General features: G+C 35.7%; 19 protein-coding genes, 1 riboswitch and 1 other annotated feature. Of the genes, 15 read left to right on the forward strand and 4 right to left on the reverse strand.

Features of this window, described 5'->3' with window-relative positions; genetic code table 11:
* Window positions 1-12 precede the first annotated feature (12 nt).
* From MKY70_RS02250 to MKY70_RS02280, 7 genes are all read left to right on the forward strand, one after another.
* Window positions 13-1,752 (forward strand): methyl-accepting chemotaxis protein, encoded by a 1,740-nt coding sequence (locus MKY70_RS02250; protein WP_088031684.1) that lies wholly within the window; start codon window positions 13-15, stop codon window positions 1,750-1,752.
* A gap of 163 nt (window positions 1,753-1,915) precedes the next feature.
* Window positions 1,916-5,488 (forward strand): non-ribosomal peptide synthetase family protein, encoded by a 3,573-nt coding sequence (locus MKY70_RS02255; protein WP_445662060.1) that lies wholly within the window; start codon window positions 1,916-1,918, stop codon window positions 5,486-5,488.
* Window positions 5,489-5,539: 51 nt separating this feature from the next.
* Window positions 5,540-5,641, forward strand: a riboswitch (TPP riboswitch).
* 101 nt (window positions 5,642-5,742) lie between these two features.
* The gene (locus MKY70_RS02260; protein ID WP_000082898.1) at window positions 5,743-6,063 is read left to right on the forward strand and encodes an MTH1187 family thiamine-binding protein; all 321 of its coding nucleotides are present in this window, start codon (window positions 5,743-5,745) and stop codon (window positions 6,061-6,063) included.
* Entirely contained in the window at window positions 6,035-6,808 is a 774-nt protein-coding gene (locus tag MKY70_RS02265; RefSeq protein WP_002091231.1) for an ABC transporter permease, read from the forward strand. The genes MKY70_RS02260 and MKY70_RS02265 overlap by 29 nt, the downstream gene beginning before the upstream one ends.
* Entirely contained in the window at window positions 6,805-7,803 is a 999-nt protein-coding gene (locus tag MKY70_RS02270; RefSeq protein WP_002124979.1) for an ABC transporter substrate-binding protein, read from the forward strand. Before MKY70_RS02265 ends, MKY70_RS02270 begins: the two co-directional genes overlap by 4 nt.
* Entirely contained in the window at window positions 7,800-8,549 is a 750-nt protein-coding gene (locus MKY70_RS02275) for an ABC transporter ATP-binding protein (RefSeq protein WP_078204731.1), read from the forward strand. Before MKY70_RS02270 ends, MKY70_RS02275 begins: the two co-directional genes overlap by 4 nt.
* Before the next feature lie 445 nt (window positions 8,550-8,994).
* A complete protein-coding gene (locus MKY70_RS02280) occupies window positions 8,995-10,527 on the forward strand; it encodes an ABC-F family ATP-binding cassette domain-containing protein (RefSeq protein ID WP_341022958.1) in 1,533 nt (510 codons plus the stop codon).
* Between the two features lie 472 nt (window positions 10,528-10,999).
* On the opposite strand, the gene MKY70_RS02285 is transcribed toward MKY70_RS02280, so the two are convergent.
* Window positions 11,000-13,024, reverse strand: coding sequence for a glycosyl hydrolase family 18 protein (locus tag MKY70_RS02285; protein ID WP_063218575.1), 2,025 nt, complete (start codon window positions 13,022-13,024; stop codon window positions 11,000-11,002).
* A 372-nt stretch (window positions 13,025-13,396) separates the two neighbouring features.
* Between MKY70_RS02285 and MKY70_RS02290 the strand changes: the two genes are divergently transcribed.
* From MKY70_RS02290 to MKY70_RS02320, 6 genes are all read left to right on the forward strand, one after another.
* Window positions 13,397-13,768 (forward strand): DnaJ family domain-containing protein, encoded by a 372-nt coding sequence (locus MKY70_RS02290; RefSeq protein ID WP_002010200.1) that lies wholly within the window; start codon window positions 13,397-13,399, stop codon window positions 13,766-13,768.
* A gap of 10 nt (window positions 13,769-13,778) precedes the next feature.
* Window positions 13,779-14,093 carry a thioredoxin family protein gene (locus MKY70_RS02295; RefSeq protein ID WP_002063639.1) on the forward strand — a complete coding sequence of 105 codons (315 nt, stop codon included), beginning with the start codon at window positions 13,779-13,781 and terminating at the stop codon, window positions 14,091-14,093.
* Window positions 14,094-14,106: 13 nt separating this feature from the next.
* Window positions 14,107-14,358 (forward strand): hypothetical protein, encoded by a 252-nt coding sequence (locus MKY70_RS02300; RefSeq protein ID WP_002029564.1) that lies wholly within the window; start codon window positions 14,107-14,109, stop codon window positions 14,356-14,358.
* A gap of 293 nt (window positions 14,359-14,651) precedes the next feature.
* Window positions 14,652-15,233 (forward strand): TetR/AcrR family transcriptional regulator, encoded by a 582-nt coding sequence (locus MKY70_RS02310; protein WP_002124986.1) that lies wholly within the window; start codon window positions 14,652-14,654, stop codon window positions 15,231-15,233.
* 66 nt (window positions 15,234-15,299) lie between these two features.
* Window positions 15,300-16,517 carry an MFS transporter gene (locus tag MKY70_RS02315; protein ID WP_002124988.1) on the forward strand — a complete coding sequence of 406 codons (1,218 nt, stop codon included), beginning with the start codon at window positions 15,300-15,302 and terminating at the stop codon, window positions 16,515-16,517.
* Window positions 16,518-16,588: 71 nt separating this feature from the next.
* Complete coding sequence (locus tag MKY70_RS02320) at window positions 16,589-16,840, forward strand: helix-turn-helix transcriptional regulator (RefSeq protein WP_088031697.1); 252 nt, start codon at window positions 16,589-16,591, stop codon at window positions 16,838-16,840.
* 75 nt (window positions 16,841-16,915) lie between these two features.
* Here the strand turns inward: MKY70_RS02320 and MKY70_RS02325 are convergent, their stop codons facing one another.
* Window positions 16,916-18,199, reverse strand: coding sequence for an MFS transporter (locus MKY70_RS02325; protein WP_002010215.1), 1,284 nt, complete (start codon window positions 18,197-18,199; stop codon window positions 16,916-16,918).
* A 108-nt stretch (window positions 18,200-18,307) separates the two neighbouring features.
* A complete protein-coding gene (locus MKY70_RS02330) occupies window positions 18,308-19,621 on the reverse strand; it encodes an alkaline phosphatase family protein (protein ID WP_341022966.1) in 1,314 nt (437 codons plus the stop codon).
* Window positions 19,622-19,775: 154 nt separating this feature from the next.
* Between MKY70_RS02330 and MKY70_RS02335 the strand changes: the two genes are divergently transcribed.
* Together MKY70_RS02335 and proS are read left to right on the forward strand one after the other, a co-directional pair.
* Complete coding sequence (locus tag MKY70_RS02335; RefSeq protein ID WP_002124993.1) at window positions 19,776-20,069, forward strand: YesK-like family protein; 294 nt, start codon at window positions 19,776-19,778, stop codon at window positions 20,067-20,069.
* 93 nt (window positions 20,070-20,162) lie between these two features.
* Window positions 20,163-20,369, forward strand: a binding site (T-box leader).
* Between the two features lie 45 nt (window positions 20,370-20,414).
* Window positions 20,415-21,845, forward strand: a complete 1,431-nt coding sequence (gene proS, locus MKY70_RS02340; RefSeq protein ID WP_113735329.1) for a proline--tRNA ligase — start codon at window positions 20,415-20,417, stop codon at window positions 21,843-21,845.
* Window positions 21,846-22,115: 270 nt separating this feature from the next.
* Here the strand turns inward: proS and MKY70_RS02345 are convergent, their stop codons facing one another.
* Entirely contained in the window at window positions 22,116-23,180 is a 1,065-nt protein-coding gene (locus tag MKY70_RS02345; RefSeq protein WP_341022976.1) for a cell wall anchor protein, read from the reverse strand.
* Window positions 23,181-23,203 lie beyond the last annotated feature (23 nt).

Genomic DNA, 23,203 nt, shown 5'->3' on the forward strand with positions numbered 1-23,203 from the left:
AAGGTGATATTAATGAAAAAATATTGGCACAAGCTATCGTTTCTTCAAAAAAATGTATTGTTAACTGTACTAGTTATCTTGACGCTTGTTGGTAGTATGGGGGCGTTAAGTTTTAACATGTTTCAAAGTAGTATGATGTCTTTATTTGAAAGGCAGTCTATTGAAACAGGAGATACAGTATTACATAAATTAGATGCAGAAGTAGTGAGAAATGTTGCGAAAGATCCGACAGCAGAAAAAGAGAAGAGAACGAAATTAACAGAGCAATTAGATGAAGTTACCAAAGAATTAAAAAGTGTTGGACAAACGTATGTTATTGGGGCAAAACCAAATACAAAAGGTGAGCTACAAGTATTTGGTTTGACTACAGAGTTAGCAAACGCTGTTCCAGTAAAACCGGGAGATTATTATGAACAACCGGCTCATTGGATGAAAACATACGATAAAGTAATGGCAACAAAAAAAGCACAAATGACGGAAATATATGAAGATGAACTAGGATTTTGGGTAACGATATTAGAGCCGATTACAGACGGAGAAGAAAATATTGTTGCAATTGTTGCAGCTGATGTAGATGCTTCTATTGTTCCTAGTACAAAGAAGAAATTTATTATGCAAGGTTTAATGTTTATCTGTATTTCAGTTTTAATTGCGACAGTTATTCAATTCTTGATTGTGCGCAATTCACTTGCTCCATTACGAGATTTACGTGAAGGATTGCGTAAAGTGGGTGAAGGAGATTTAAGTATTAAATTGGAAGAAAGACCAGATGATATTGGTATTATTAATGTGTATTTTAATACTACAATTGAGAAGTTTAAAGGAATTATAGATAAAGTGAAGCAGACGGCTGAACAAGTTTCTTCATCTTCACAAGAATTGTCAGCAAGTACAGAGGAGAATAGTATGGCTGTTCAGGAGATTGCAAGCTCTATGGTAGGATTAAGAGCTGGTGCTCAGTCTCAAGAAGCTTCTGTACAACAATGTTTAAGTATTGTACATGAGATGGGAAATAAGATGAAAGAAATAACAGCGGCTGCCAAACAAGTTGCAGTTTCCTCAGAAGGTATGGAGCAACATTCAGTTGAGGGTAATGGAGTTATTGAACAAATCATTAATCAAATGAGTTTAATCCAAAATGCAGTACAAGATTTATCTTCTATCATTTATTCGTTGGAAACAAGATCAAAAGAAATTAGTGATATTGTAACTGTAATTACTGGCATTTCAAATCAAACAAATTTATTAGCTTTAAATGCTTCTATTGAAGCTTCACGTGCTGGGACAGCTGGAAGAGGGTTTGCAGTTGTTGCAGATGAAGTTCGTAAATTAGCAGAGAAAACGGAAGCATCAGCAAAAGACATAGCTAAATTAATAGGGGAAACACAATCTGAAGCAGAAGATGCGGTAGTTTCGATGCAGAAAGGCTCAAAAGAAGTAGAGTCTGGAATTGCACTTGTTCAAAGTAGTGGTGCCTTCTTTGAGAAAATTTCAAAGTCAGCACAATCTGTTACAAATCAAGTTAGAGCGGTTTCTAGCAATTCAAGTGATATTCTGCAAAATAGCCAAAATATTGTACAAGTTGTAAATGAGCTATCTCATATTGCAAATACATATGCAAACAGTAGTAGTAACGTTGAAGAGAGTATGAAGGAGCAAGAAATGTCTGTGCAAGATATAGCAGAATTAGCTACTTCTTTAAGTTGGCTTTCACAGGAGTTACAAGAGTTGATTGGAGAATTTAAAAGTTAATAAAAAATATAAGGTGTAGATATAATCTGCACCTTTCTTTCTTTAATCAATAGTCTAATATCTGAATTTAATGATGTTAGAAGTGGAATTTTAATCAGTAGGGGATGAACACCCCCACTGATTAAAGTTTCACTTTATTTTATGGAGAGCGAGAGGATTCAGTATGAGTATTTTCTTAAAACGTTCATATGTGGAGAGATATGAACAATTTTTGCAACAAAATTATGAACCACTTATGATACCGAAGGATTTTCAAGTAAACGAATATAAGCAGATGAAAATTGAGGATATACAAGCGATCGAACATAGTAAGTTAGATATAATAGTCGCTACTTTTGTATGGTTGCATCATGTTAGTAATGAAAAATGTATAGTGATTCCTCATTATATGGAACAGAGTAGTTATCCGTTATGTATTACGATTTCAGAGGAACTTTCTTATGAAGAGCTAAAAGTAGAAATTAATGATCAAATTGTGCAGTTAGAAAACATGGAAGAAGTACAAAAAGTATTATTACAATATGATGAAGGAAAATGGGGGAAACCTGCAGTTACAGTAGGAAAAGAGAATAGAAATAGTCAGTTGAACTTTATTGAATTAAAGAATAATTACTTTGAGGTTTCTTATAATAAAATGCAATTGGAAGAAAAAACAGCGACTCGTTATATAGAGCAAATTGAGTATGTATTACAGCAAGGAATTACAAACGAGAAGCAATGTATTGTAGCTATGGATATTATTCCAGAAGAAGAGTTAGCAATATATAAAGAGATAAATCATACAGAAGTACCATATCCGAATAAGAGTATTTCCGATATGTTTTATGAAACAGTAAGGAAGTTTTCAAATCGTATAGCTTTATCTTCGTTAGAAGGAACATTAACATATGAACAACTAAATAAGAGGAGTAACCAAATCGCTCATATGTTATTACATAATGGAGTGAAACAAGGCGATTATGTTGGTATCTTTATGAAGCGAAGTATTGATACGGTAGTAAGTTTATTAGCGGTTTTAAAAGCAGGCGCTGCGTATATTCCAATCGATCCAGATTATCCTGCCAATCGGGTGCAGTATATTATTGAGGATAGCCAATCGAAATTAGTGCTAACAAAAGAAACAAAAATTCCGTATGAAGGCATTCGCGAGTTGTCTCTTTATGATATTGAAAAATTTTCAGATGCAGATGTGAAATTGTCAATTCATCTTGATGATATTGCATATATGATCTACACATCAGGTTCTACAGGAAACCCGAAAGGAACAATGCTTGCGCACCGCGGGGTAGTTAATTTATGTACATGGATGCAAAGACATTATGAATTAACTGAAGAAGATATTTTTGCACAGTTCCCATCATTTAGTTTCGATGCGTCTATTTGGGAGTTATTTGCTTCATTGTTCTGTGGTGGAAATGTATATGTTTTATTAGATGAGCAAAGACTTTCAGTCGATGCTTTTGCAAATGCAATTTATAAAGAAAAGGCAACATCTATTTTAGGATTAGCTACAATTTTCTTACAACAAGTAGCAACATACCTTCCAGATGAAAGTAAACATAAGTTGGATTCATTAAAGAGGATTGCAGTTGGTGGAGAAATGCTTACTGCTGAAGTAGTGAAATTATGGCGACAGAGAATTGGTACTCATGTTCAATTGAATAATGCATACGGTCCGACGGAATGTACAATTACAACAACTACTTATCCAATTCCAGCGGAGTTAAATGATAAATTTGCTAGTATTCCAATTGGGAAGCCAGCGGATAATTATAAAGTTTGGATATTAAATGACAATATGAAAGTTTGTCCAATTGGTATTCCAGGAGAATTATATATAGAATCAGTAGGTATCGCGAAAGGTTACTTTAATAAGCCAGAGAAAACAGAAGAAGTGTTTATTCCACACCTCTTAAATTATGATAGTAGGATATATAAAACAGGTGATGTTGTTAAAATATCGGAAGATGGAAATATTGAATTTCTACACCGTAAAGACAATCAAGTGAAAATTAGAGGGCACCGAATTGAACTAGGTGAAATCCAAAATACAATTGCAAAATATGAAATGATAAAAGATGCCGTTGTATTTACGAAGAAAAGTGAAGAAGGTAGTCATTACTTAGTTGCTTTCTATACAACTGTTAATGAAGTTGCTATGGAAACCTTAATACACGATTTAAGAGAACAATTACCAGATTATATGGTGCCATCTAAGTTAATTTATATTAATGAACTGCCACTTACACCAAATAAAAAGGTTGATGTGAAGCGATTAGCACAACTGGAAGAAGAGTATGAGCCAGTTCGTTCACAAGAATATATCGCACCATCTACTGAAGCGGAAGAAAAAATAGCAAAAGCTTGGATTGATGTATTAGGCGTCTCAAAAGTTAGTGTCCATGACGACTTCTTTACAGTTGGTGGGCATTCGTTAAAGGTATTACGAGTTTTAACTCTATTGAAAGAGGATTTCCCACATTTAACAATTCAAGACTTTTTCCAGGAACGCACAATATATAGGTTATCGCAAATTCAAAGGGAATTAAAAGTAGAGGAAGAAGACGTATTCCGTGAATATAAAGTAATTCATGAACCAGCAACAATTTCACATATAAAAGAAGTGAAAAGCGGTAAAGTTTCAAATATCTTTTTAACAGGAGCTACTGGTTATTTAGGTTCTCACATATTGTATGAGTTACTAAAAGATACAACAGCACATATTTATTGCTTAGTAAGACCAACGCAAGATATACAACAAAGAATTGTTAATACATTAACAAATTACTTTAAAAATATAAAAAAAGAATGGCTACAACGTATAACAGCAGTACCTGGTGATCTTGGGGCAGAGAATCTTGGTATGAGTGAGGAAGAATTTAAAGTCATTCGTTCCAAGGTTGATACTGTAATTCATTGTGGTGCAGATGTAAGACATTTTGGAGATGTGGCTCAGTTTGAAAATGTGAATGTGCAAGGAACGGGTCGTATGCTAGCGTTAACTGAAGAAGGAGCGACATTCCACTTTGTTTCAACAATTGGTATTCCGATAGAATTAGCGATGGATCAATGGGATATATATGAAAAAACAGGTGATTTTAACTACGATGTGGTGTTGGAGAATGTGTATTCTAATAGTAAACTACAGGCAGAAAACCTTGTTCGTGAAGCGATAAAAGATGGTGTACGAGGAAATATTTATCGTGCGGGTAACTTAGCTTGTCATTCAGAAACAGGAAGGTTCCAACAAAATATTGAAGGAAATGCATTTTATCGTCTGATTAAAGCGATGTTACTTATTGGACAAGCTCCGAATGTAAAGTGGAAAATTGATTTTACACCAATTGATTTTGCTAGTAAATCGATTGTAACATATGTACAAGATTCACAAATAGCTGGAGAAATGTTACACATCTGTCACCCATATCAAGTTGAATTTGAACATTTTATAAAGCTAATTGAGGGATGTGGATACAACCTTGAAATGGTTCCACTTTCGGAATATGTAAATACCGGGCTTGAATTAGCGAAGGGAAATGAAGTAATAGCAGAGCTAATTGCTTCTCAAGTTGCAGGAGATGGAGCACAGCAATCTGAAATTGTAATGGGTACTCGTAGAACGAATGAATGGATTAAGAAAAAAGAACTGGTAGTGCCAGCGATTAATAAAGAATTTATTCAGCAATTATTAGCTCATGGTGAAGAAGTTGGATATTTTCCAAAAATAATGAAATGATATGTACGCTTTTGTTTGTTCAATAAAATAAATCATGCTACAATGAAAACGAATTAAGAACCGGGGAGCCAATTGGCTGAGAGGATGTAAGTATACATCGACCCTCAACCTGATCTGGATAATGCCAGCGTAGGGAGTTACTTTAAAGTGATGTAGCATAAGTTATTATAGAATAACTTGTATACAAGGCTTTCCTACATGGTAGGAAAGCCTTTTCTTTTTTTGAAACCATATTTTGTAAGGGGGATTTTATTATGTCACAACAAGTTACAATTTCATTTTCAGTAGTACCACAAGCGAAGAACAAAGATGTGTATTCAGTTGTTGATAAAGCAATTGAAGTTGTACAACAGTCGGGAGTTCGTTATGAAGTAGGGGCAATGGAAACAACGTTGGAAGGAGAATTAGATGTACTTCTTGACGTCATTAAACGCGCGCAACAAGCTTGCGTCGATGCTGGAGCAGAAGAAGTAATCACTTCTATTAAAATTCACTATCGTCCAAGTACAGGCGTAACGATTGACGAAAAAGTTTGGAAGTACCGTGATGAATATGCAAAACCAGAAGCGATCTAAAATAATCACAACAATTTGGCTTATCCTTCTCATTGCTATATGGGAAGGATCTGTTTCATTATTTAAAATTGAGCCGTGGATTTTACCGAAGCCGTCTGCAATTGTGCAAGAGTTAATTGGAATGAAAGATTTACTATTACCGAATACAGTGCAAACGTTACAGGAAGTAATAATTGGGTTGTTTTTTGCAATTTTACTTGGGACGAGTATTGCTATCATTATGGATGTCATCCCTTTATTTCGGATTTTAATGAATCCATTGCTCGTTATTTCGCAAACAATTCCAATCGTTGTGCTCGCACCATTATTTATTATTTGGTTTGGATACGGAATGTTGCCCAAAGTAATGGTTGTTATTCTTGTTTGTTTCTTCCCAATTGCGCTTAGCATTTTAGAAGGTTTCCAAACGGTAGATAAAAATATGCTGAAACTGTTACAAACAATGAAGGCAACGAAATGGCAAGTTTACCAGAAAGTAAAGTTTCCAGCAGTACTCCCATACTTTTTCTCAGGTTTAAAAATTGCTGTTACATATAGTGTGATGGGGGCGATTATTGGGGAATGGCTTGGTGCCAGCGAAGGATTAGGAGTTATGCTTACAAGAGCAACAAAATCCTTTTTAACGGCTCGAGTATTTGGTGTTGCAGCGATTATCGTCATGGTGACATTATGTCTGTACTTTATTGTTGAATTTATGGCAAGAATAACAGCACCATGGATATACAGAAAGGGCGGCAGAAAATGAAAAAAGGTTTAAAAATTATGTTAGCTGCATTATTAGCAGTAACTGTTGCCGGATGTAATCCGGCGAAGAAAGAAGAAAGTTCAAGTAAAGATAAAAAAGTAAAAGTCGTTTTAGATTGGTTTCCAAATACGAATCATACTGGCTTATATGTAGCGCAAACGAAAGATTATTACAAAAAGCAAGGGCTTGATGTAGAAATTATCCAGCCTGGTGATAATGTAACGGCAGAGCAGATGATTGCTTCTGGGAAAGCAGACTTTGCGATAAGCGCACAAGAAAATGTAACATTAGCTCGTGTTGAAGGAATCCCAGTTGTTTCTGTTGGTGCAATTATTCAGCATAATACCTCTGCTTTTGCATCTCTAAAAAAAGATAATATGACGTCACCGAAAGATTTTGAAGGTAAACGTTATGGCGGCTGGGGGGGACCAGCAGAAGAAGCGACGTTAAAGACGATTATGGAGAAACATCAAGCTGATTTTAATAAAGTTGAAAAAATTATTCTTGGACAAACAGATTTCTTTAAATCAATCGGTCGTGATGCAGACTTTGAATGGATTTATTATGGATGGGATGGAATTGAAGCGAAGCGTCAAGGAAAAGAGTTAAATACAATTATGGTAAAAGACTTAGATCCAGCGCTTGATTTCTATAGTCCTGTTATTATTACAAGTGAAAAACATACGAAGCAAGATAAAGATTTTGTGAAAAAATTTATGACGGCAACGACAGAAGGTTATGATTTTGCAATTAAAGAACCGAAAGAAGCTGCGGATATTTTAATTAAAGCTGTTCCGGATGTGAATAAAGAATTAGTACAAGAAAGCCAAAAGTGGTTAAGTACAAAGTATCAAGATGATGCAAAAGCGTGGGGAGTACAGAAGGAAGAGATTTGGACAAATTACATGAATTTCTTATATGACAACAAAGTTATTAAAAAGAAAATCGATGTAAAAGATGCCTTTACAAATGAATTCCTTCCAAGTGAAAAATGAGTGGATTACAAATAAAAGATATTTTAAAAGCTTTCGATGGAAAGAATGTATTAGCAAATATTAGTGCGTCTATACAGGAGGGAGAGTTTGTCTCTTTTGTAGGTCCGAGTGGTTGTGGAAAAAGTACATTATTAAATATGATTGCAAGTGTTGAAGAGCCAACGAGCGGAGAAGTGTTTTATAACGAGGAGTATGTAAAAAAACAAGATGTTGTTAGTTATATGCCGCAACAAGATTTATTACTACCGTGGCGATCGGCTTTGCAAAATATCGTTCTTCCATTGGAAATCGAAGGGAAGCCTAAAAAACAAAGGCTGACAGAAGGAATGGAAGCATTAAAGCAATTTGAGCTAGATGAATATGCAGATCATTATCCAGATGAATTATCAGGTGGAATGCGTCAAAGAATTAGTTTCCTTCGTACGTATTTATGTGAAAAGCCAATTATGCTGCTGGATGAGCCTTTTGGAAAATTAGATGCATTTACAAAAATGGAAGTACACAGTTGGCTTTTAAATTCTTGGCATCAAGAAAAGCAAACAATTGTTATGGTTACACATGACTTAGATGAGGCAATTTTACTTTCTGATCGCGTATTTATTTTATCTCAAAGACCAGCATCAATAGTTGGCGAGGTCCAAGTGGAATTACCTAGGCCGCGAACGATGGATATGTTAACATCTCTTGAGTTAAAGAAGGATAAGGAAGAAATTTTAAGAGTATTGGCTCCTTACATGAAAAAATAGAAAAAAGTCTTTTAACAGTTTTTTGTATAATTGCTGTTAAGAGGCTTTTTTCTATTGAAGGAGAAAGATGAAATCTATAGGGGAAATAGTGGGTTCATTAACATCGGATAAATTGGAAGAAGGAACAAAAGAAAAAGTAGAGAATAGAATATAACAGAGTGGTTTATACTCTTAATATAACAAATGTTAAAGGAGTGAAAGGATAAAATGACTTTATCAACTGTTCTTCAAATGGTTTTAGCTTGATACGGGAGAAGTCTGCCCATTTTTAACAAATAAGCTAAATTGAAGACAGCAGGTAAAGAACCTTAATCCTTTCTTACGATAATATGTAATGGGTAAGGTGTATTCACCTTACCCATTTTTATATGTATAACTAAATAAGGCTTTATACTGTTGTTCTCTCTATTTAGCTTATGGATCATAAGAAAAGGAGAGAAAAAAGATGAGTATATTAACAGTAGAAAATGTAAGTCATTCATATGGTGAGAAAACCATTTTATATAATGCGTGCTTTCGATTATTAAAGGGCGAACATGTTGGGCTAGTAGGGAAAAATGGAATTGGAAAATCCACATTATTACGCTTGTTAACAGGAGAACTTATACATGATGATGGAAACATTGAATGGTTTCCACATGTGAAGATTGGCTTTTTGCAACAGCATATAGATTTACAAGAAGGCATAACAATTGAAGAATACTTGCAAAGTGCGTTTTCTAACCTGTATGAGTTGGAACGTGACATGTTAAAACTTACAGAAGAGATGGCTGAAGCAGGAGAAGTAGCGAAATTGTTAGTAAGGTATGGAGAGTTACAAACTATATTGGAGAATTCTAATTTTTATCAAATTCATACAGAAATTGAGGAAGTAGCAACAGGCTTAGGCTTGTTTGAAATAGGATTGGAAAAGGATGTTTCAAAGTTAAGTGGTGGTCAGCGGACAAAGTTGTTACTTGGGAAACTCCTTTTAGAAAAAGCGGATGTTTTATTATTAGATGAGCCAACTAACTATTTAGATACAGCACATATAGAATGGTTGCAATCATATTTACAAATGTATGAAAAAGCTTATATTATCATTTCGCATGATGAAATATTTTTGAACAATATTACGAATGTTATTTATCATCTAGAAGAACGAAAGGTTAAGCGCTATGCGGGAGATTATGAAACCTTTTTGCAAAGTTATCAATTACAAAGGAAACAATTACAAGCGGCGTATGCGAAACAACAAAAAGAAATTGCACATTTAGAGGGTTTTATTCAAAAAAATAAAATTCGTAAAGCGAAACAAGCGAAAAGTCGTGAAAAAGTATTAGAGAAAATGAAAAAGGTTGAAAAGGTTAACGATGTACCTCGCGCCCGTTTTGATTTTAATGTTTATACTGAGCCAGTGAGTCGTATATTACAGGTAGAGAAACTGAAAATTGGTTATGGTGAACCGTTATTTCCAGAATTGGATTTTCAAGTGAAAAAAGGGGAAAAGATTGCGATTATTGGTCATAATGGGATTGGAAAAACAACAATGTTAAAAACATTACTAGGACAAATAAAACCGTTAGGCGGCTCAGTTTCTGTTGGGGAACGAGTAAAACCCGCTTATTTTGCACAAGAGGAATTTTCCTCAGAAATAACTGCACTAGAAAGAGTATGGGCAGGGAGACCAGATATGACAAGAAAAGAAATCCGACAAGCATTAGCAAAGTGCGGATTGAAAGAAGAACATGTATTAAAACCTATCCAGTTATTAAGTGGAGGAGAACAAACAAAAGTACGATTATGCGAACTTATCGTAACTAAAAGCAATGTTTTAATTTTAGATGAACCAACTAACCATTTGGATACAGAGACTAAGACGGATTTACAGGAAGCGTTAAAACAATATAAAGGTACAGTTTTAATTGTTTCACATGAGCCCTCTTTCTATGAAGCATGGATAACGAAAATATGGAATATCGAAAAATGGAACGTTTAACAATAATCACAAAGAAAAGGCGTTAGCTTTTATGAGCTAATGCCTTTTCTTTGTGATTAACATGATTTTCGAGAACTCTCAAATGAGAATTGTAAGAAAAAGAACTCTTATGGTGCGCTTATAAGCGCACCATAAGAGTTCTTTTTCTTTGGTTATATTTATAATAATACTAGATGCCTTTCCCTAATAGGCTACTATCTTTTTTATATATATAGATAGTTTGAAATGGAATGGAAATGATTCCTATATGTAAAGGATAATGTGATTAGTATGGGAAGACAATAGAACTTAAAGGAAATTCATGTAAAATTCAGATGAACTTCACGCGAACTTCATATTAGAAACTAAATATAATTATAATAGGTTATTATAATATGAATTGTGATTTTTCATAAAATTAAAAGTTTGAATTTAGGATAGAGCACTCAAACCTAAATTCAAACTTTAGTGAAATAATTAATGGAGGTTACGTTTAGTTTTCATTAATGGATGCATTTACAAGTTCGGCGGGATTGCCTGTTCCTGCCCCTCCGATTGTAACTGATCCACCAGGAGGAATTTCACCATTCCATCCTGCATTCGTAATTACGTAATGATTATTTATTTTACTACTAATTTTAGAATCCCAAACTTGTGTTAAATTGCCGTTATAATCAAATTCTAATTTCCAGTTTTTAATAGGGGTCGTTCCGCTATTTTTAATTATAATTGAGAAGTTGTAACCACTTCCCCAATTTGAAGTGACTGAAAAGGTAGCATTGCCATTTCCACCAGGAGGTGTTGTGTTAGCATCATCTGTTTTTATAAGAATAGAAGTAGGTTGTGATTTGTTACCAGCAGCATCTTTTGCTAATACTGAAAATGTGTATTCTGTATTAGGTTTCAAGTTTTTAATTGTAATGCTATTTGTTGTTGTACTCCATTTCTCTTCTCCGGCAGTAATTTCATATTCAGTAACGCCTACGTTATCAGTAGATGCAGTCCAGTTTAATTGAACTGAGTTTGAATTTTTATTTGTAACAGCAATATTTTTTACGTTTGTTGGTGGTTCAGTATCTTTTTGAGTAATAGGTCCACCAAGTAATTCTTTTACTAGCGTATCAAGTAATTTTGGTCCACTACAACTATATTTTGGACTTGTACGGCAATCCCCGCTTAGTTCCCAAAACATTGCGCCACTTAAACCCTTTGTCTTTATATAGTCTGTTTTATATTTCATAGATTCATTGTCATCATAGCTAATAAAGGTTCCTGTAGTCGCATTATATAAATAAGGTACTTTCGCTACATCGTTCCATCCGCGAACAAAACCATTTTTATTCACATAATTAGATGCTAAATCACCATAATCGTACACACCTGTGTCACCGGTAGAATAATCATCCCAAGTGCCTTTAGAAGCGAGCTTTCCGTCACTACCTGGTTTACAAGGTTGGTATTGCCCATTATTTTCTTTTCCGCAACTTTTCCATCCACGTCCGTAAAAAGGTACACCTAATACGAGTTTATCCGCTGGAACCCCTTCATTTGTATAAATGTCTATCGCACCATCTACGTAAAATTTCGTATCCGCTGCGGGGTCATTTGGATCTTTGTATAGTGCAGCATTATGGTTAGAAGTAGCTTCCCACCCACCGTGGAAATCGTATGTCATAATATTAATCCAATCCAGTATTTGAGAAATCTTCTTTAGCTCTGTATGATCCGCATAACGTTGGCTTGCACCTGACGCGATTGTTAGTAAATATTGTTTACCATCTTCTGCACCAGCTTTCGTTAATGCATTTCGAACATCTTGAAGCAGAAGGGTGAAGTTTTGTTTATCTTCAGGACGATAACTACCACCAGGAATCGTTTCAACACCCGGGTATTCCCAGTCTAAATCAACGCCGTCAAATCCATATTCGCGAAGAAAAGCTACTGTAGATTCAGCGAATACTTTTCTTGTTTTTTCATCAGCGGCCATATCAGAAAAGCGGTTAGACCAAGTCCAGCCACCAACTGAAATAATTGTTTTTAAGTGAGGATACTTAGCTTTTAATCGTTTCAGTTCTCCGAAATTTCCACAGCGGGCATATTTATCACAATCTTCCCAAGTTGTACCCGATCCCGGATAAGATTTTGTGACATCAGCCCATGGTTCACCGAGTACGAGAGTACCATTAGGGACCTCTTTATTTTGCAGTGGTACACCAGATTCTTTACAGTTCCACGTTTGTTTATTTGGATTATCGGGGTGAGTAGAAGGGTTTCCATGTTTTCCATTCCAGCAAATATCAGCGAAAGCATAGTTTAAATGAGTTAGCTTTGATGCATCAATGTCTGCAACTTGATAATTACGTCCGTAAACGCCCCATGAAGGAAAATACCCAACAATTTTTTGACCTTGCTTTGGTGAATCTGCTAATGCGAAATTTGGAGTAATAAAGTTTGTGAGAAAAAGAGGTAAGAAAAGTAGTAGGGATAGTAATAGTAGCGTGAATTTTTTTGATCTCATAGTCATTTCTCCTTTCAAAATAAAAGATATATTTAAAGGCATGCGCCAATAAACCAAAGTGAATCTAGACGTATGAAACGTCTAGATAAAAATGATCAGACATCACGAAGTCTATACAAGGGAGCTGGGGGTGATTAAATCGTAGCAAATGCAAGATTTGGTGTAAACGCTTTATTTGATTCGCAAAGATTTTCTCAATATTAAATGGCTCTAATACAGACTACACATGAAAATAAAATATTGATTAGGGAGGAAAAGGCTCCTTGTAATTAAATTTGAGAAAAAATTGTATAAAGTCAATTTGTAATAGCGTAGCAAGATGAGAAAATATCATGTAAAATAATAGTAAAAATATGTAAAGGAGCGAATGGTGTGGATGTCTTTTTGAACATTGCTGAAGAAAAAATTCGACAAGCAATACGGAATGGTGATCTCGATCATATTCCGGGGAAAGGAAAACCACTACAATTAGAAGACCTTTCAATGGTACCTCCAGAACTTAGAATGAGTTATAAAATCTTGAAAAATGCAGGTATGATTCCACCAGAAATGGAACTACAAAAAGATATATTAAAAATAGAAGACTTAATTGCGTGCTGTTATGATGAAGTAGAGAGAAAAGAATTACAAGAAGAGTTAACAGCAAAAACGCTGCGTTTTCAGCAGGTAATGGAAAAGAGAAAGATTAAAGATAGTTCAGCTTTTCGTATGTATCAGGGTAAAGTATTTCGTAAATTACGCTAAGAGGGATAAGATGAATACATTTGAAACGATAGAAGAATTAGCGACATATATTGAAGGACAACAATTAGTACTGCTGTTTATTAAAACGGAAAATTGTGGTGTTTGTGATGTTATGTTAAGAAAAGTAAATTGCGTATTAGAGAATTATGATTACGTAGAGAAAGTAGAAATATTACTACAAGACATGCAAGAGATTGCGGGGCGATATGCAGTATTTACAGGGCCAACAGTTTTATTATTTTATAATGGAAAAGAGATCCTTCGTGAATCGCGCTTCATTTCACTTGAAAATTTAGAGAGAACCATTCAATTATTCGAAGATTAAGGGAGGCTTTTATATGGAATTTATTATTGTCATACTATTATTTGTTGTAGTTGGAACGATCGCAACAGCAGTTCGATCAAACAAAAAGAAGGTAAATCTTACAAAACAAAATAACATTCATAATTCATCCAACAGCTCATCACCATTATTTTTCTTTGCTGGATCGGATAATGATAGCTCGCACGATGGAGGTTCACATGATTGCGGAGGTTCTTTTGGTGGAGATAGTGGAGGTAGCTGCGGTGGTGGAGGCGGCGGTGATTGATGAGAATACGCCCTATAGGGGGCGTATTTCTTTTTAAACAAACGTTTGATTAGTTGGCTTCCACATGCATAAAAACAGTTAAACAAACGTTTGATTAAATATTTTTAACATGCTAGGGGAAATGAAAAGGGAACCGTATTTCTTACTAAATGAGGATTTAAATTTGGAATAATACATATGATTCGAATGTGGTTTGAAAGTACGTTTTCTTAAATAAGGAGTATAGCCTCTTGCGATAGAGGTTTTTTATTTGTTATTATTAGACTGAACGGTCGGTTTAAAGAGGTGTGAATATGAGAAGAAGCGCAGAAGAGATAAAGAAAGAAATTGCCTATAAAGCAGAAAGTCTGTTTTCACAGAAGGGCTATGCAGCTACATCTATGGAAGAGATTTGTGAAATTACAGAGAGAAGTAAAGGAAGCATTTATTATCACTTTAAAAGTAAAGAAGAATTATTTTTATTTGTAGTGAAACAGCATACGTATGATTGGCTTGAAAAATGGAATGAAAAAGAGAAGTTGTATAGTACTAGTACTGAAAAACTATATGGTCTCGCGGAATATTATGTAGAGGACATACAGCAACCCATTTCAAATGCAATAGAGGAATTCTCTATGAGCCAAGTTGTAAGTAAAGAAATTCTGGATGAACTGTTAGCTTTAACTAGAGAATCATATGTTATGGTTGAGAAATTAATTGAAGCAGGTATACAGTCTGGAGAGTTTCAAGAAGATGATACGCGTGATCTTATGTATATTGTGAATGGATTATTATCGGGGCTTGGAGTACTTTACTACGAGTTAGATTATAAAGAGCTGAAACGTATTTATAAAAAGGCAATAGATGTATTGTTAAAAGGAATGGCAGCTGAATAATAGGTCAGTTGCTTTTCTTACAAAATAAATTAGACCGAACGGTCGGTTTATGAAAGGGGAATGAAAATGAACGCTTTATTTAAAAACCGAGCATTTATGCTCGTTATGGCATCTGATATTTTACAACAATTTGCAATTTGGATCAGAAATATGGCTCTTTTGTATTTCATAATGGAGCGAACGAATAATGATCCAGTTTCAGTTTCTTTGTTATCGGTTATGGAATATGCACCTATTTTTATTTTCTCGTTTATCGGTGGGGCGCTAGCTGATCGCTGGAATCCGAAAAGAACGATGGTTGCTGGAGATGTATTAAGTGTACTGTCTATTGTAGGAATTGTCTTGTTGTTAAAGCTGGATTATTGGCAGGCTATATTTTTTGCAACACTCATTTCCGCGATTGTAGGTCAGTTTTCTCAGCCATCATCTTCGCGTATATTTAAACGCTATGTAAAAGAAGAACAGGTAGCAAATGCGATTGCATTTAATCAAACATTACAGTCGCTATTTATGATTTTTGGACCAGTGGTAGGATCGCTTGTGTACACACAACTTGGTTTATTTACGTCACTATATAGCTTAATTATTTTATTTTTGTTATCTGCTATCGCTCTTTCATTTTTACCAAAATGGGTGGAACAAGAGCAAGTGGCGAGAGGTTCATTAAAAAATGATATAAAAGAAGGTTGGAAATACGTTCTTCATACGAAAAATTTACGTATGATTACGATCACTTTCACCATTATGGGCTTAGCTGTTGGACTAACGAATCCATTAGAAGTGTTTCTTGTAATAGAACGGCTTGGAATGGAAAAAGAAGCCGTTCAATATTTAGCCGCAGCTGATGGAATCGGTATGTTAATTGGTGGTATTGTTGCTGCAGTTTTCGCTTCAAAAGTGAATCCGAAAAAGATGTTTGTATTCGGTATGAGCATATTAGCGATGTCATTTTTAGTAGAAGGGTTATCTACATCATTTTGGATTACTAGTTTCATGAGATTTGGAACAGGTATTTGTTTAGCCTGTGTCAATATCGTTGTCGGTACGCTTATGATTCAACTTGTACCAGAAAATATGATTGGCAGAGTAAATGGAACGATTTTACCACTGTTCATGGGGGCAATGTTAATTGGAACTTCACTAGCTGGAGGATTGAAGGAGATGACCTCACTAGTTACTGTATTTTGTATAGCAATGGCACTTATTTTATTTGCGATAGGTCCGGTTTTACGTATGCAAATAAAGAAAGAAGATATTGTGAATCGAGAGGAAATGACGAATTGATTAGTTTCGAAATAGCTATTGTAAGGGAGCAGAATTGCTCCCTTTTCTTGTGGCAATCTTTTGACAATGACATGTACCAACTATATACTGATGATGTAAAAACGATTTTACAGGTTAGGAGAAACGGTGTGAAAAATCAAATCTATGAATTGCGCACTGCAAATAGTATTTCACAAGGTGCATTAGCGGATAAGTGTAACGTATCAAGACAGACGATAAATGCAATTGAGAATAATAAATATGATCCAAGCTTAGCACTAGCATTCCGGTTAGCAGAAGTATTAGGAACAACTGTCGATAAACTATTTTTGTACAAGCTTTAGAGTTTTTAATTGTGGGGCGTTATCGTTAAAAATATAAGAAAAAGATCCCCTTCTTGTGTGAAGGGGATCTTTCTCTTATATTGTTTTAGTTTTCGGATTAGGTGGTGTAACGGACGTATCATTTTCGGGTACTCTAGTTAATAAGAATCCACCGATAATAAATAAGACAATAATACTAAGGACACCAGCGTTTGTTTTTCCTGTTAATTGTGTTGTGACACCAACTAATACCGGACCCATAATTGCCGCGAATTTACCAAAGATATTATAAAATCCGAAGAATTCATTTGCAGATTCTTTCGGTACTAGTTTTGCGAAATAAGAACGGCTAAGTGCTTGAATCCCGCCCTGAGAAGTAGCAACTAACATTGCTAAAATCCAAAAATCAAACGTCGTTTTTAAGAAATAAGCATATGTGCAAATAATGATATAAATGATAATGCCGACATATAGCATTTTTTTACCGGTAAATGTTTCCGATAGTTTTCCATATAATAAAGCAAATGGACAAGCGACAATTTGTGTTACAAATAAGATGATTAATAGATTGGTTGCACTAATACCGAGATCTGTTCCGTAAGCAGTAGACATAGTGATAATTGTATCTACCCCATCAATGTAGAAAAAGTAAGCTATTAGGAACATAAATACAGTTTTATATTCTTTAATATTTTTAAACGTATTAGCAAGGCGCTTGAAGCTCATTGCAATTGGTCTTGGATGACGTTCAATATAGTGTGTTTGCTCTACATTTTTTAGCATTGGTATCGTAAATAGTCCCCACCAAAGAGCTGTTATTGCAAAGGAAATTTGACTAGCAATTCCGACTGATAAGGGGATAGTTCCTTTTTGAGCAAGAATAATAAGAGCAATACAACCGATAAAAGGAATTGTGCTCCCAATGTAACCTAATGCAAAACCTCGCGTAGAAATTCGGTCCATTCTATCTCCAGAGGTAACATCTACTAGAAATGCATCATAAAAAATATTTGCTCCAGCAAAGCCAACTAATGCGAGCATATAGCATCCTAGTAATAAGTACCACTGAGATGTTGGAACAATTGCTAGCATACTTGTAAATACGATACCGAGTCCAAAGAAGAATGTGAAAAATCGTTTTTTAAATCCCTTATAATCAGCAACTGTGCCGAGAATAGGAGCGAGTATAGAAATTAAAAGTGTAGCGAACGAGTTTGCATATCCCCAATAGGCTGTTGAAGTTGCGCCAGATAGTCCAGCTTCTTTTGCAGCTGCTTTAAAGTAAATTGGAAATAATGCAGTTGTAATGACGAGCGAATATACCGAGTTCGCCCAATCGTACAATATCCAGCTTTTTTCTTGTCTGGACATTTTTTTCATATAATGTTCCCCCTTAAATTTGTTCTACTAACAGTGTACAAAAATAAAAATTATAAAAAGAGAAACAGTGATGAGTTTTACATAACTTTTACATATATACACAGTTCTTTACAATTGAAGTAAATCCTCTACAATTGCGCCGTCTGTTTCACCTAAGTGCAAACCGAGTAACCTAGCGATAGTCGGACCTTCATCAATCAGTCTCATATACGGAATTGTAACGCCGCTTTGAATGCCTTTCCCAGCAGCCATAAAAATTGTTTCATAGTTAGGTTTTGTTGGGGAATATCCATGTGTTCCAAATGTATATTTCTTACTAGAATTAACATCTTCTTTATTAATTTCTTTTATGAAATCACCTGTATAATTTTCAATGAAGTAATAACCTTCCATGGCCTCTAGCATAAATAAGCAATTACCATCAGCGCCACGTTCTTTTGCATCTTCATCGTGCAGAATAAATTCAATTCCATTTTGTTTATCCTGAAGAAGCTCTTCAAGAAGAAGTTGAATCTCTTTAATCGTTTCAGTATCATTTTTATCCTTTACATGTACGTAGGCAGATCCATCACAGCTTTGGCAATAAGCTTTCCAATCGTGTATTTTTCCACGTTTATTTACGGATATAAGCCCTTTTTGACAGAATAGGACATTTAATTGGATTGCTTTGTTTTCACTTAAAGCGCTATGGTCACCAAGTGCAATAATTGTACTTTCTTCGTATATACCACGTTCTTTTAATGTATGGATAATTTTTCCTAGGCGTTCGTCGTGTCTGTGGATTGCAGCTACTGTTTCCTCAGACTCGAAGCCATGGTAATGTCTTTGAGTATCTAAATCAGTAAAATGTACAAACATAACATTAGGCTTTTTCGTCTGAATTGTATGTACGGCAGAAGCAAGGACGAAATTATCAAGCTCAGGCTGTGACAATCCATTTCGTATATGGCCGAAACGACGATTTAAATCTAATTGATATAGCGGGCTACCGCTAAATAATGAAACTAAAATTTGATTTTTCCACGGTCTATTTGGAAAAATTTCTGGTAAATTGTAATCGATATTTGCTCTTCCAGTAACAGGCCATAGAAGGGCTGCTGTCGTTAAATTTGCTTTGCGTGCTTCATCATATAAAGTTGTCCCGTTAATGGACTTTCGGTACCAATGCCAATCTGGTGACTCACGTCCTGGTTGAAGTAATGTATTGCTGACAACGCCATGCTTATTAGGATAATTACCGGTTACGATTGTTGAGTGGCTTGGATATGTTACAGAAGGATAAATTGGCTCCACTTTTTTCGCAATCGCGCCCCTTTTTATTAAAGTTTGGAAATTAGGTAGTTTTTGTAATATAGGAAAATCTAAAGCTGATAAGCAGTCAAAAGATAAAATAATGACGCGATTTGTTAATGCTTTATCCATAAAGTTTCCCTCCTGATTATATAAAACTTATTCTTATATATTACTATTAATACCTGGTAATAAAAATATATTTTTGAATAAAATTTTGTTATTTATTTTCAGAAAAATTAAACATATAATAAGTATAAGGGAATGAATGGAAGGAGGGAATACTATGGATTGGCTAGATGGATTTGGTATCTTTTACATCATTGGTGGAGTCACCGTTCTCCTTGTATTTTTTATGTCATATTTACTAAAGAAACGTTTTCCAGACAAACAGTTTGATATTATATTTGCACTTAGTTTAGTACTTCTTTGTTTAGCTTTCTTTCCTGTAACAATGATCGCTATTGGTGGTTGGGAAGGAATGGGATACGGATTTATTTGTTTCTTCGTTTTAATTGGTACACTAATTGGTATGGTTGCTCATCAACTTGTAAAAATAGTTCGGAAAAGTTACGTATAAAACAGTGATAATTGAAAATAATGTATAAAAATAAGAAAATTGGCTCTTGTTTTGAAATATAATTTATATTATGATATTCAACAAATTTATTTTGTTATAACGATGAAAAAGGAATAGTACATGTCTTACCTTTTTGCAGAGAGAGAATCCTTTTGGCTGGAAGATTCTTAAAAGGCGATATGGAACCTACCTTTGAGTTCTGCATATGCAGCGGGAAATTCCCGTTATCAAAAAGAGAGCATACTCAATTTTTTTGTGTATGAATCAGGGTGGTAACGCCGACAAAGCTCGGTCCCTATTTGGGGACGCGGGCTTTTTCTATTTTCTAAAGGAGGAAGAATGAATATGGTAAAAGAACAAGTACAAGCCATTACGAAGATGGAAGAAGACTTTGCTCAGTGGTATACCGATATTGTAAAAAAAGCGGAGCTTGTTGATTATTCAAGTGTGAAAGGTTGTATGATTTTACGTCCATACGGTTATGCATTATGGGAAAATATGCAGAAAGTGATGGATGAAAAATTAAAAGAATCTGGTCATGAAAATGTGTACATGCCAATGTTTATTCCAGAGAGTTTATTACAAAAAGAGAAAGATCATGTTGAAGGATTTGCTCCTGAAGTAGCATGGGTTACTCATGGCGGAGATGAGAAATTGGCGGAAAGGCTTTGTATACGCCCTACATCTGAAACTCTATTCTGTGAGCATTTTTCAAAAATTGTTCAATCATATAATGATTTACCAAAGTTATATAACCAGTGGTGTTCAGTAGTTCGTTGGGAAAAAACGACGAGACCATTCCTTCGTACAACTGAATTTTTATGGCAAGAAGGTCATACGATTCATGAAACGGCAGAAGAATCTCAAATTGAAACATTAAATATTTTAAATTTATATGCTGCTTTTTGTGAAGAGTATTTAGCGATTCCGGTTATTAAAGGGCAAAAAACAGAAAAAGAAAAGTTTGCAGGAGCGAAGGCGACTTATACGATTGAAAGTTTAATGCATGACGGAAAAGCGCTTCAAACAGGAACATCTCATAACTTTGGAACGAACTTCTCAGAAGCATTTGATATTAAGTTTTTAGATCGTAATGGTAAATGGCAATACGTACACCAAACATCTTGGGGTGTATCAACAAGAATGATAGGTGGACTTATTATGGTTCATAGTGATAACAACGGACTTGTAATGCCACCGAAAGTCGCTCCAGTACAAGTTGTTATCGTTCCTATTGCTCAGCACAAAGAAGGTGTGTTAGAAAAAGCAACAGAGTTGCAAGGACGTATTCAGAAGGTTGCACGTGTAAAAATAGATGCTAGCAATAAAACACCTGGCTGGAAATTTAATGAGTATGAAATGAAGGGGATTCCAATACGATTGGAAGTTGGTCCAAAGGATATTGAAAAGAATCAAGTCGTACTTGTAAGAAGAGATACGAAAGAAAAAGAGTTTATAACAATGGATCAATTAGAAGAACGCATTCCAGCACTACTTGAGGAGATTCATCATTCTTTATTTAATAAAGCAAAAGTATTTAGAGATGAGAGTACTTATAGTGTGACGAATTTCGAAGAGATGAAAAAAGCGGCTGATGAAAAGCAAGGTTTTATTAAAGCGATGTGGTGCGGAGAACTAGCTTGTGAAGAAAAACTAAAAGAAGCAGTTGGAGTATCTTCACGTTGTATTCCGTTCGAACAAGAAAGTTTAGCTGACGAATGTATTTGCTGTAGTAAAAAAGCGAAGCAGATGGTGTATTGGGGAAAAGCGTATTAATACTCTTTCTGCTAGATGACAAAAAAGACCTTGGATTGCATAATAAAATGCAATCCAAGGTCCTTTTTAGTTTTATCCCGCTATTTGCGGTCAGTAAAACTCCCACCCAAAAATTCGGCTGGAGCAAAGAAGTTAGGTGGGAGCCCTGCTGCCCGTAAAAGCCCGATTGGTGAAGGCTAATAATCAGTGGGGGATGAACAAAACCCCCACTGATTAAAGTTTCACTTTATAATTTGTTTCATGTATTTTTTAGATGGAAGGATGATGTTTTTATTTTGCGTTTTTACGACGAATAAATAGTAACACACCGATTAGGAATGTTGAAAGCCCAATTAAAATAGATGCAGGATAATGCGTTGCAGTATTAGGCAATTTATTGCCTTGTTTTGTTGCATTATCTTTTGCGTTACCGCTTTGAGAGCCGCTATCGCCTTTAACACGGTTGCCGCCCTGAGAGCCATTACCACCTTGAGAACTGCTGTCGCCTTTAACACGGCTGCCGCCCTGAGAGCCACTGCCACCAGAACCATTGCCACCAGAACCATTGCTACCGGAGCCACTGCCACCAGAACCATTGCCACCAGAACCATTGCTACCGGAGCCACTGCCACCAGAACCATTGCCGCCAGAACCATTGCCACCAGAACCGTTGCCACCAGAACCACTGCCACCAGAGCCATTGCCACCAGAGCCATTGCCACCAGAACCATTGCCACCAGAACCGCTGCCACCAGAGCCATTGTCACCAGAACCATTGCCACCGGAGCCACTGCCACCAGAACCATTGCCGCCAGAACCATTGCCACCAGAACCATTGCCGCCAGAACCATTGCCACCAGAACCGTTGCCACCAGAGCCATTGTCACCAGAACCACTGCCGCCAGAACCGTTGCCACCGGAGCCATTGTCACCAGAACCACTGCCACCAGAACCGTTGCCACCAGAGCCGTTACCGCCAGAACCACTGCCACCAGAACCGTTGCCACCAGAGCCGTTACCGCCAGAACCACTGCCACCAGAACCGTTGCCGTCAGAACCACTGCCACCAGAGCCACTGCCACCAGAACCATTGCCGTCAGAACCACTGCCGCCAGAACCATTGCCGCCAGAACCGTTGCCGCCAGAACCGTTGCCATCAGAACCACTATCGTCCTGAGAACCATTGTTTCCTGGAGGTTTATTATTATCTTTTGAATTACCTTCAGCTAAAGTATCGTTATTATGTACAATAGCGTTTGTTATTGGATGGAAGTTTTCAGTTGCAGCATTACCAATATTTAAGCCGCTAAAAAAGGATAAAGAAAGTGTTGATGCTAAAATGAAGATTTTTGTCATTGTTTTCCTCCTGAAGAAAAAAT

Origin of the sequence: Bacillus sp. FSL R9-9492, from assembly GCF_038007365.1 — a bacterium.
GTDB lineage: Bacteria > Bacillota > Bacilli > Bacillales > Bacillaceae_G > Bacillus_A > Bacillus_A mycoides.

Bases quoted from the DNA above. Each gene is read 5' to 3' on its own strand.
- MKY70_RS02250 (WP_088031684.1), top strand. From the start codon at position 13: ATGAAAAAATATTGGCACAAGCTATCGTTTCTTCAAAAAAATGTATTG.
- MKY70_RS02255 (WP_445662060.1), top strand. From the start codon at position 1,916: ATGAGTATTTTCTTAAAACGTTCATATGTGGAGAGATATGAACAATTT.
- MKY70_RS02260 (WP_000082898.1), top strand. From the start codon at position 5,743: ATGTCACAACAAGTTACAATTTCATTTTCAGTAGTACCACAAGCGAAG.
- MKY70_RS02265 (WP_002091231.1), top strand. From the start codon at position 6,035: ATGAATATGCAAAACCAGAAGCGATCTAAAATAATCACAACAATTTGG.
- MKY70_RS02270 (WP_002124979.1), top strand. From the start codon at position 6,805: ATGAAAAAAGGTTTAAAAATTATGTTAGCTGCATTATTAGCAGTAACT.
- MKY70_RS02275 (WP_078204731.1), top strand. From the start codon at position 7,800: ATGAGTGGATTACAAATAAAAGATATTTTAAAAGCTTTCGATGGAAAG.
- MKY70_RS02280 (WP_341022958.1), top strand. From the start codon at position 8,995: ATGAGTATATTAACAGTAGAAAATGTAAGTCATTCATATGGTGAGAAA.
- MKY70_RS02285 (WP_063218575.1), bottom strand. From the start codon at position 13,024: ATGAGATCAAAAAAATTCACGCTACTATTACTATCCCTACTACTTTTC.
- MKY70_RS02295 (WP_002063639.1), top strand. From the start codon at position 13,779: ATGAATACATTTGAAACGATAGAAGAATTAGCGACATATATTGAAGGA.
- MKY70_RS02300 (WP_002029564.1), top strand. From the start codon at position 14,107: ATGGAATTTATTATTGTCATACTATTATTTGTTGTAGTTGGAACGATC.
- MKY70_RS02310 (WP_002124986.1), top strand. From the start codon at position 14,652: ATGAGAAGAAGCGCAGAAGAGATAAAGAAAGAAATTGCCTATAAAGCA.
- MKY70_RS02315 (WP_002124988.1), top strand. From the start codon at position 15,300: ATGAACGCTTTATTTAAAAACCGAGCATTTATGCTCGTTATGGCATCT.
- MKY70_RS02320 (WP_088031697.1), top strand. From the start codon at position 16,589: ATGTACCAACTATATACTGATGATGTAAAAACGATTTTACAGGTTAGG.
- MKY70_RS02325 (WP_002010215.1), bottom strand. From the start codon at position 18,199: ATGAAAAAAATGTCCAGACAAGAAAAAAGCTGGATATTGTACGATTGG.
- MKY70_RS02330 (WP_341022966.1), bottom strand. From the start codon at position 19,621: ATGGATAAAGCATTAACAAATCGCGTCATTATTTTATCTTTTGACTGC.
- MKY70_RS02335 (WP_002124993.1), top strand. From the start codon at position 19,776: ATGGATTGGCTAGATGGATTTGGTATCTTTTACATCATTGGTGGAGTC.
- proS (WP_113735329.1), top strand. From the start codon at position 20,415: ATGGTAAAAGAACAAGTACAAGCCATTACGAAGATGGAAGAAGACTTT.
- MKY70_RS02345 (WP_341022976.1), bottom strand. From the start codon at position 23,180: ATGACAAAAATCTTCATTTTAGCATCAACACTTTCTTTATCCTTTTTT.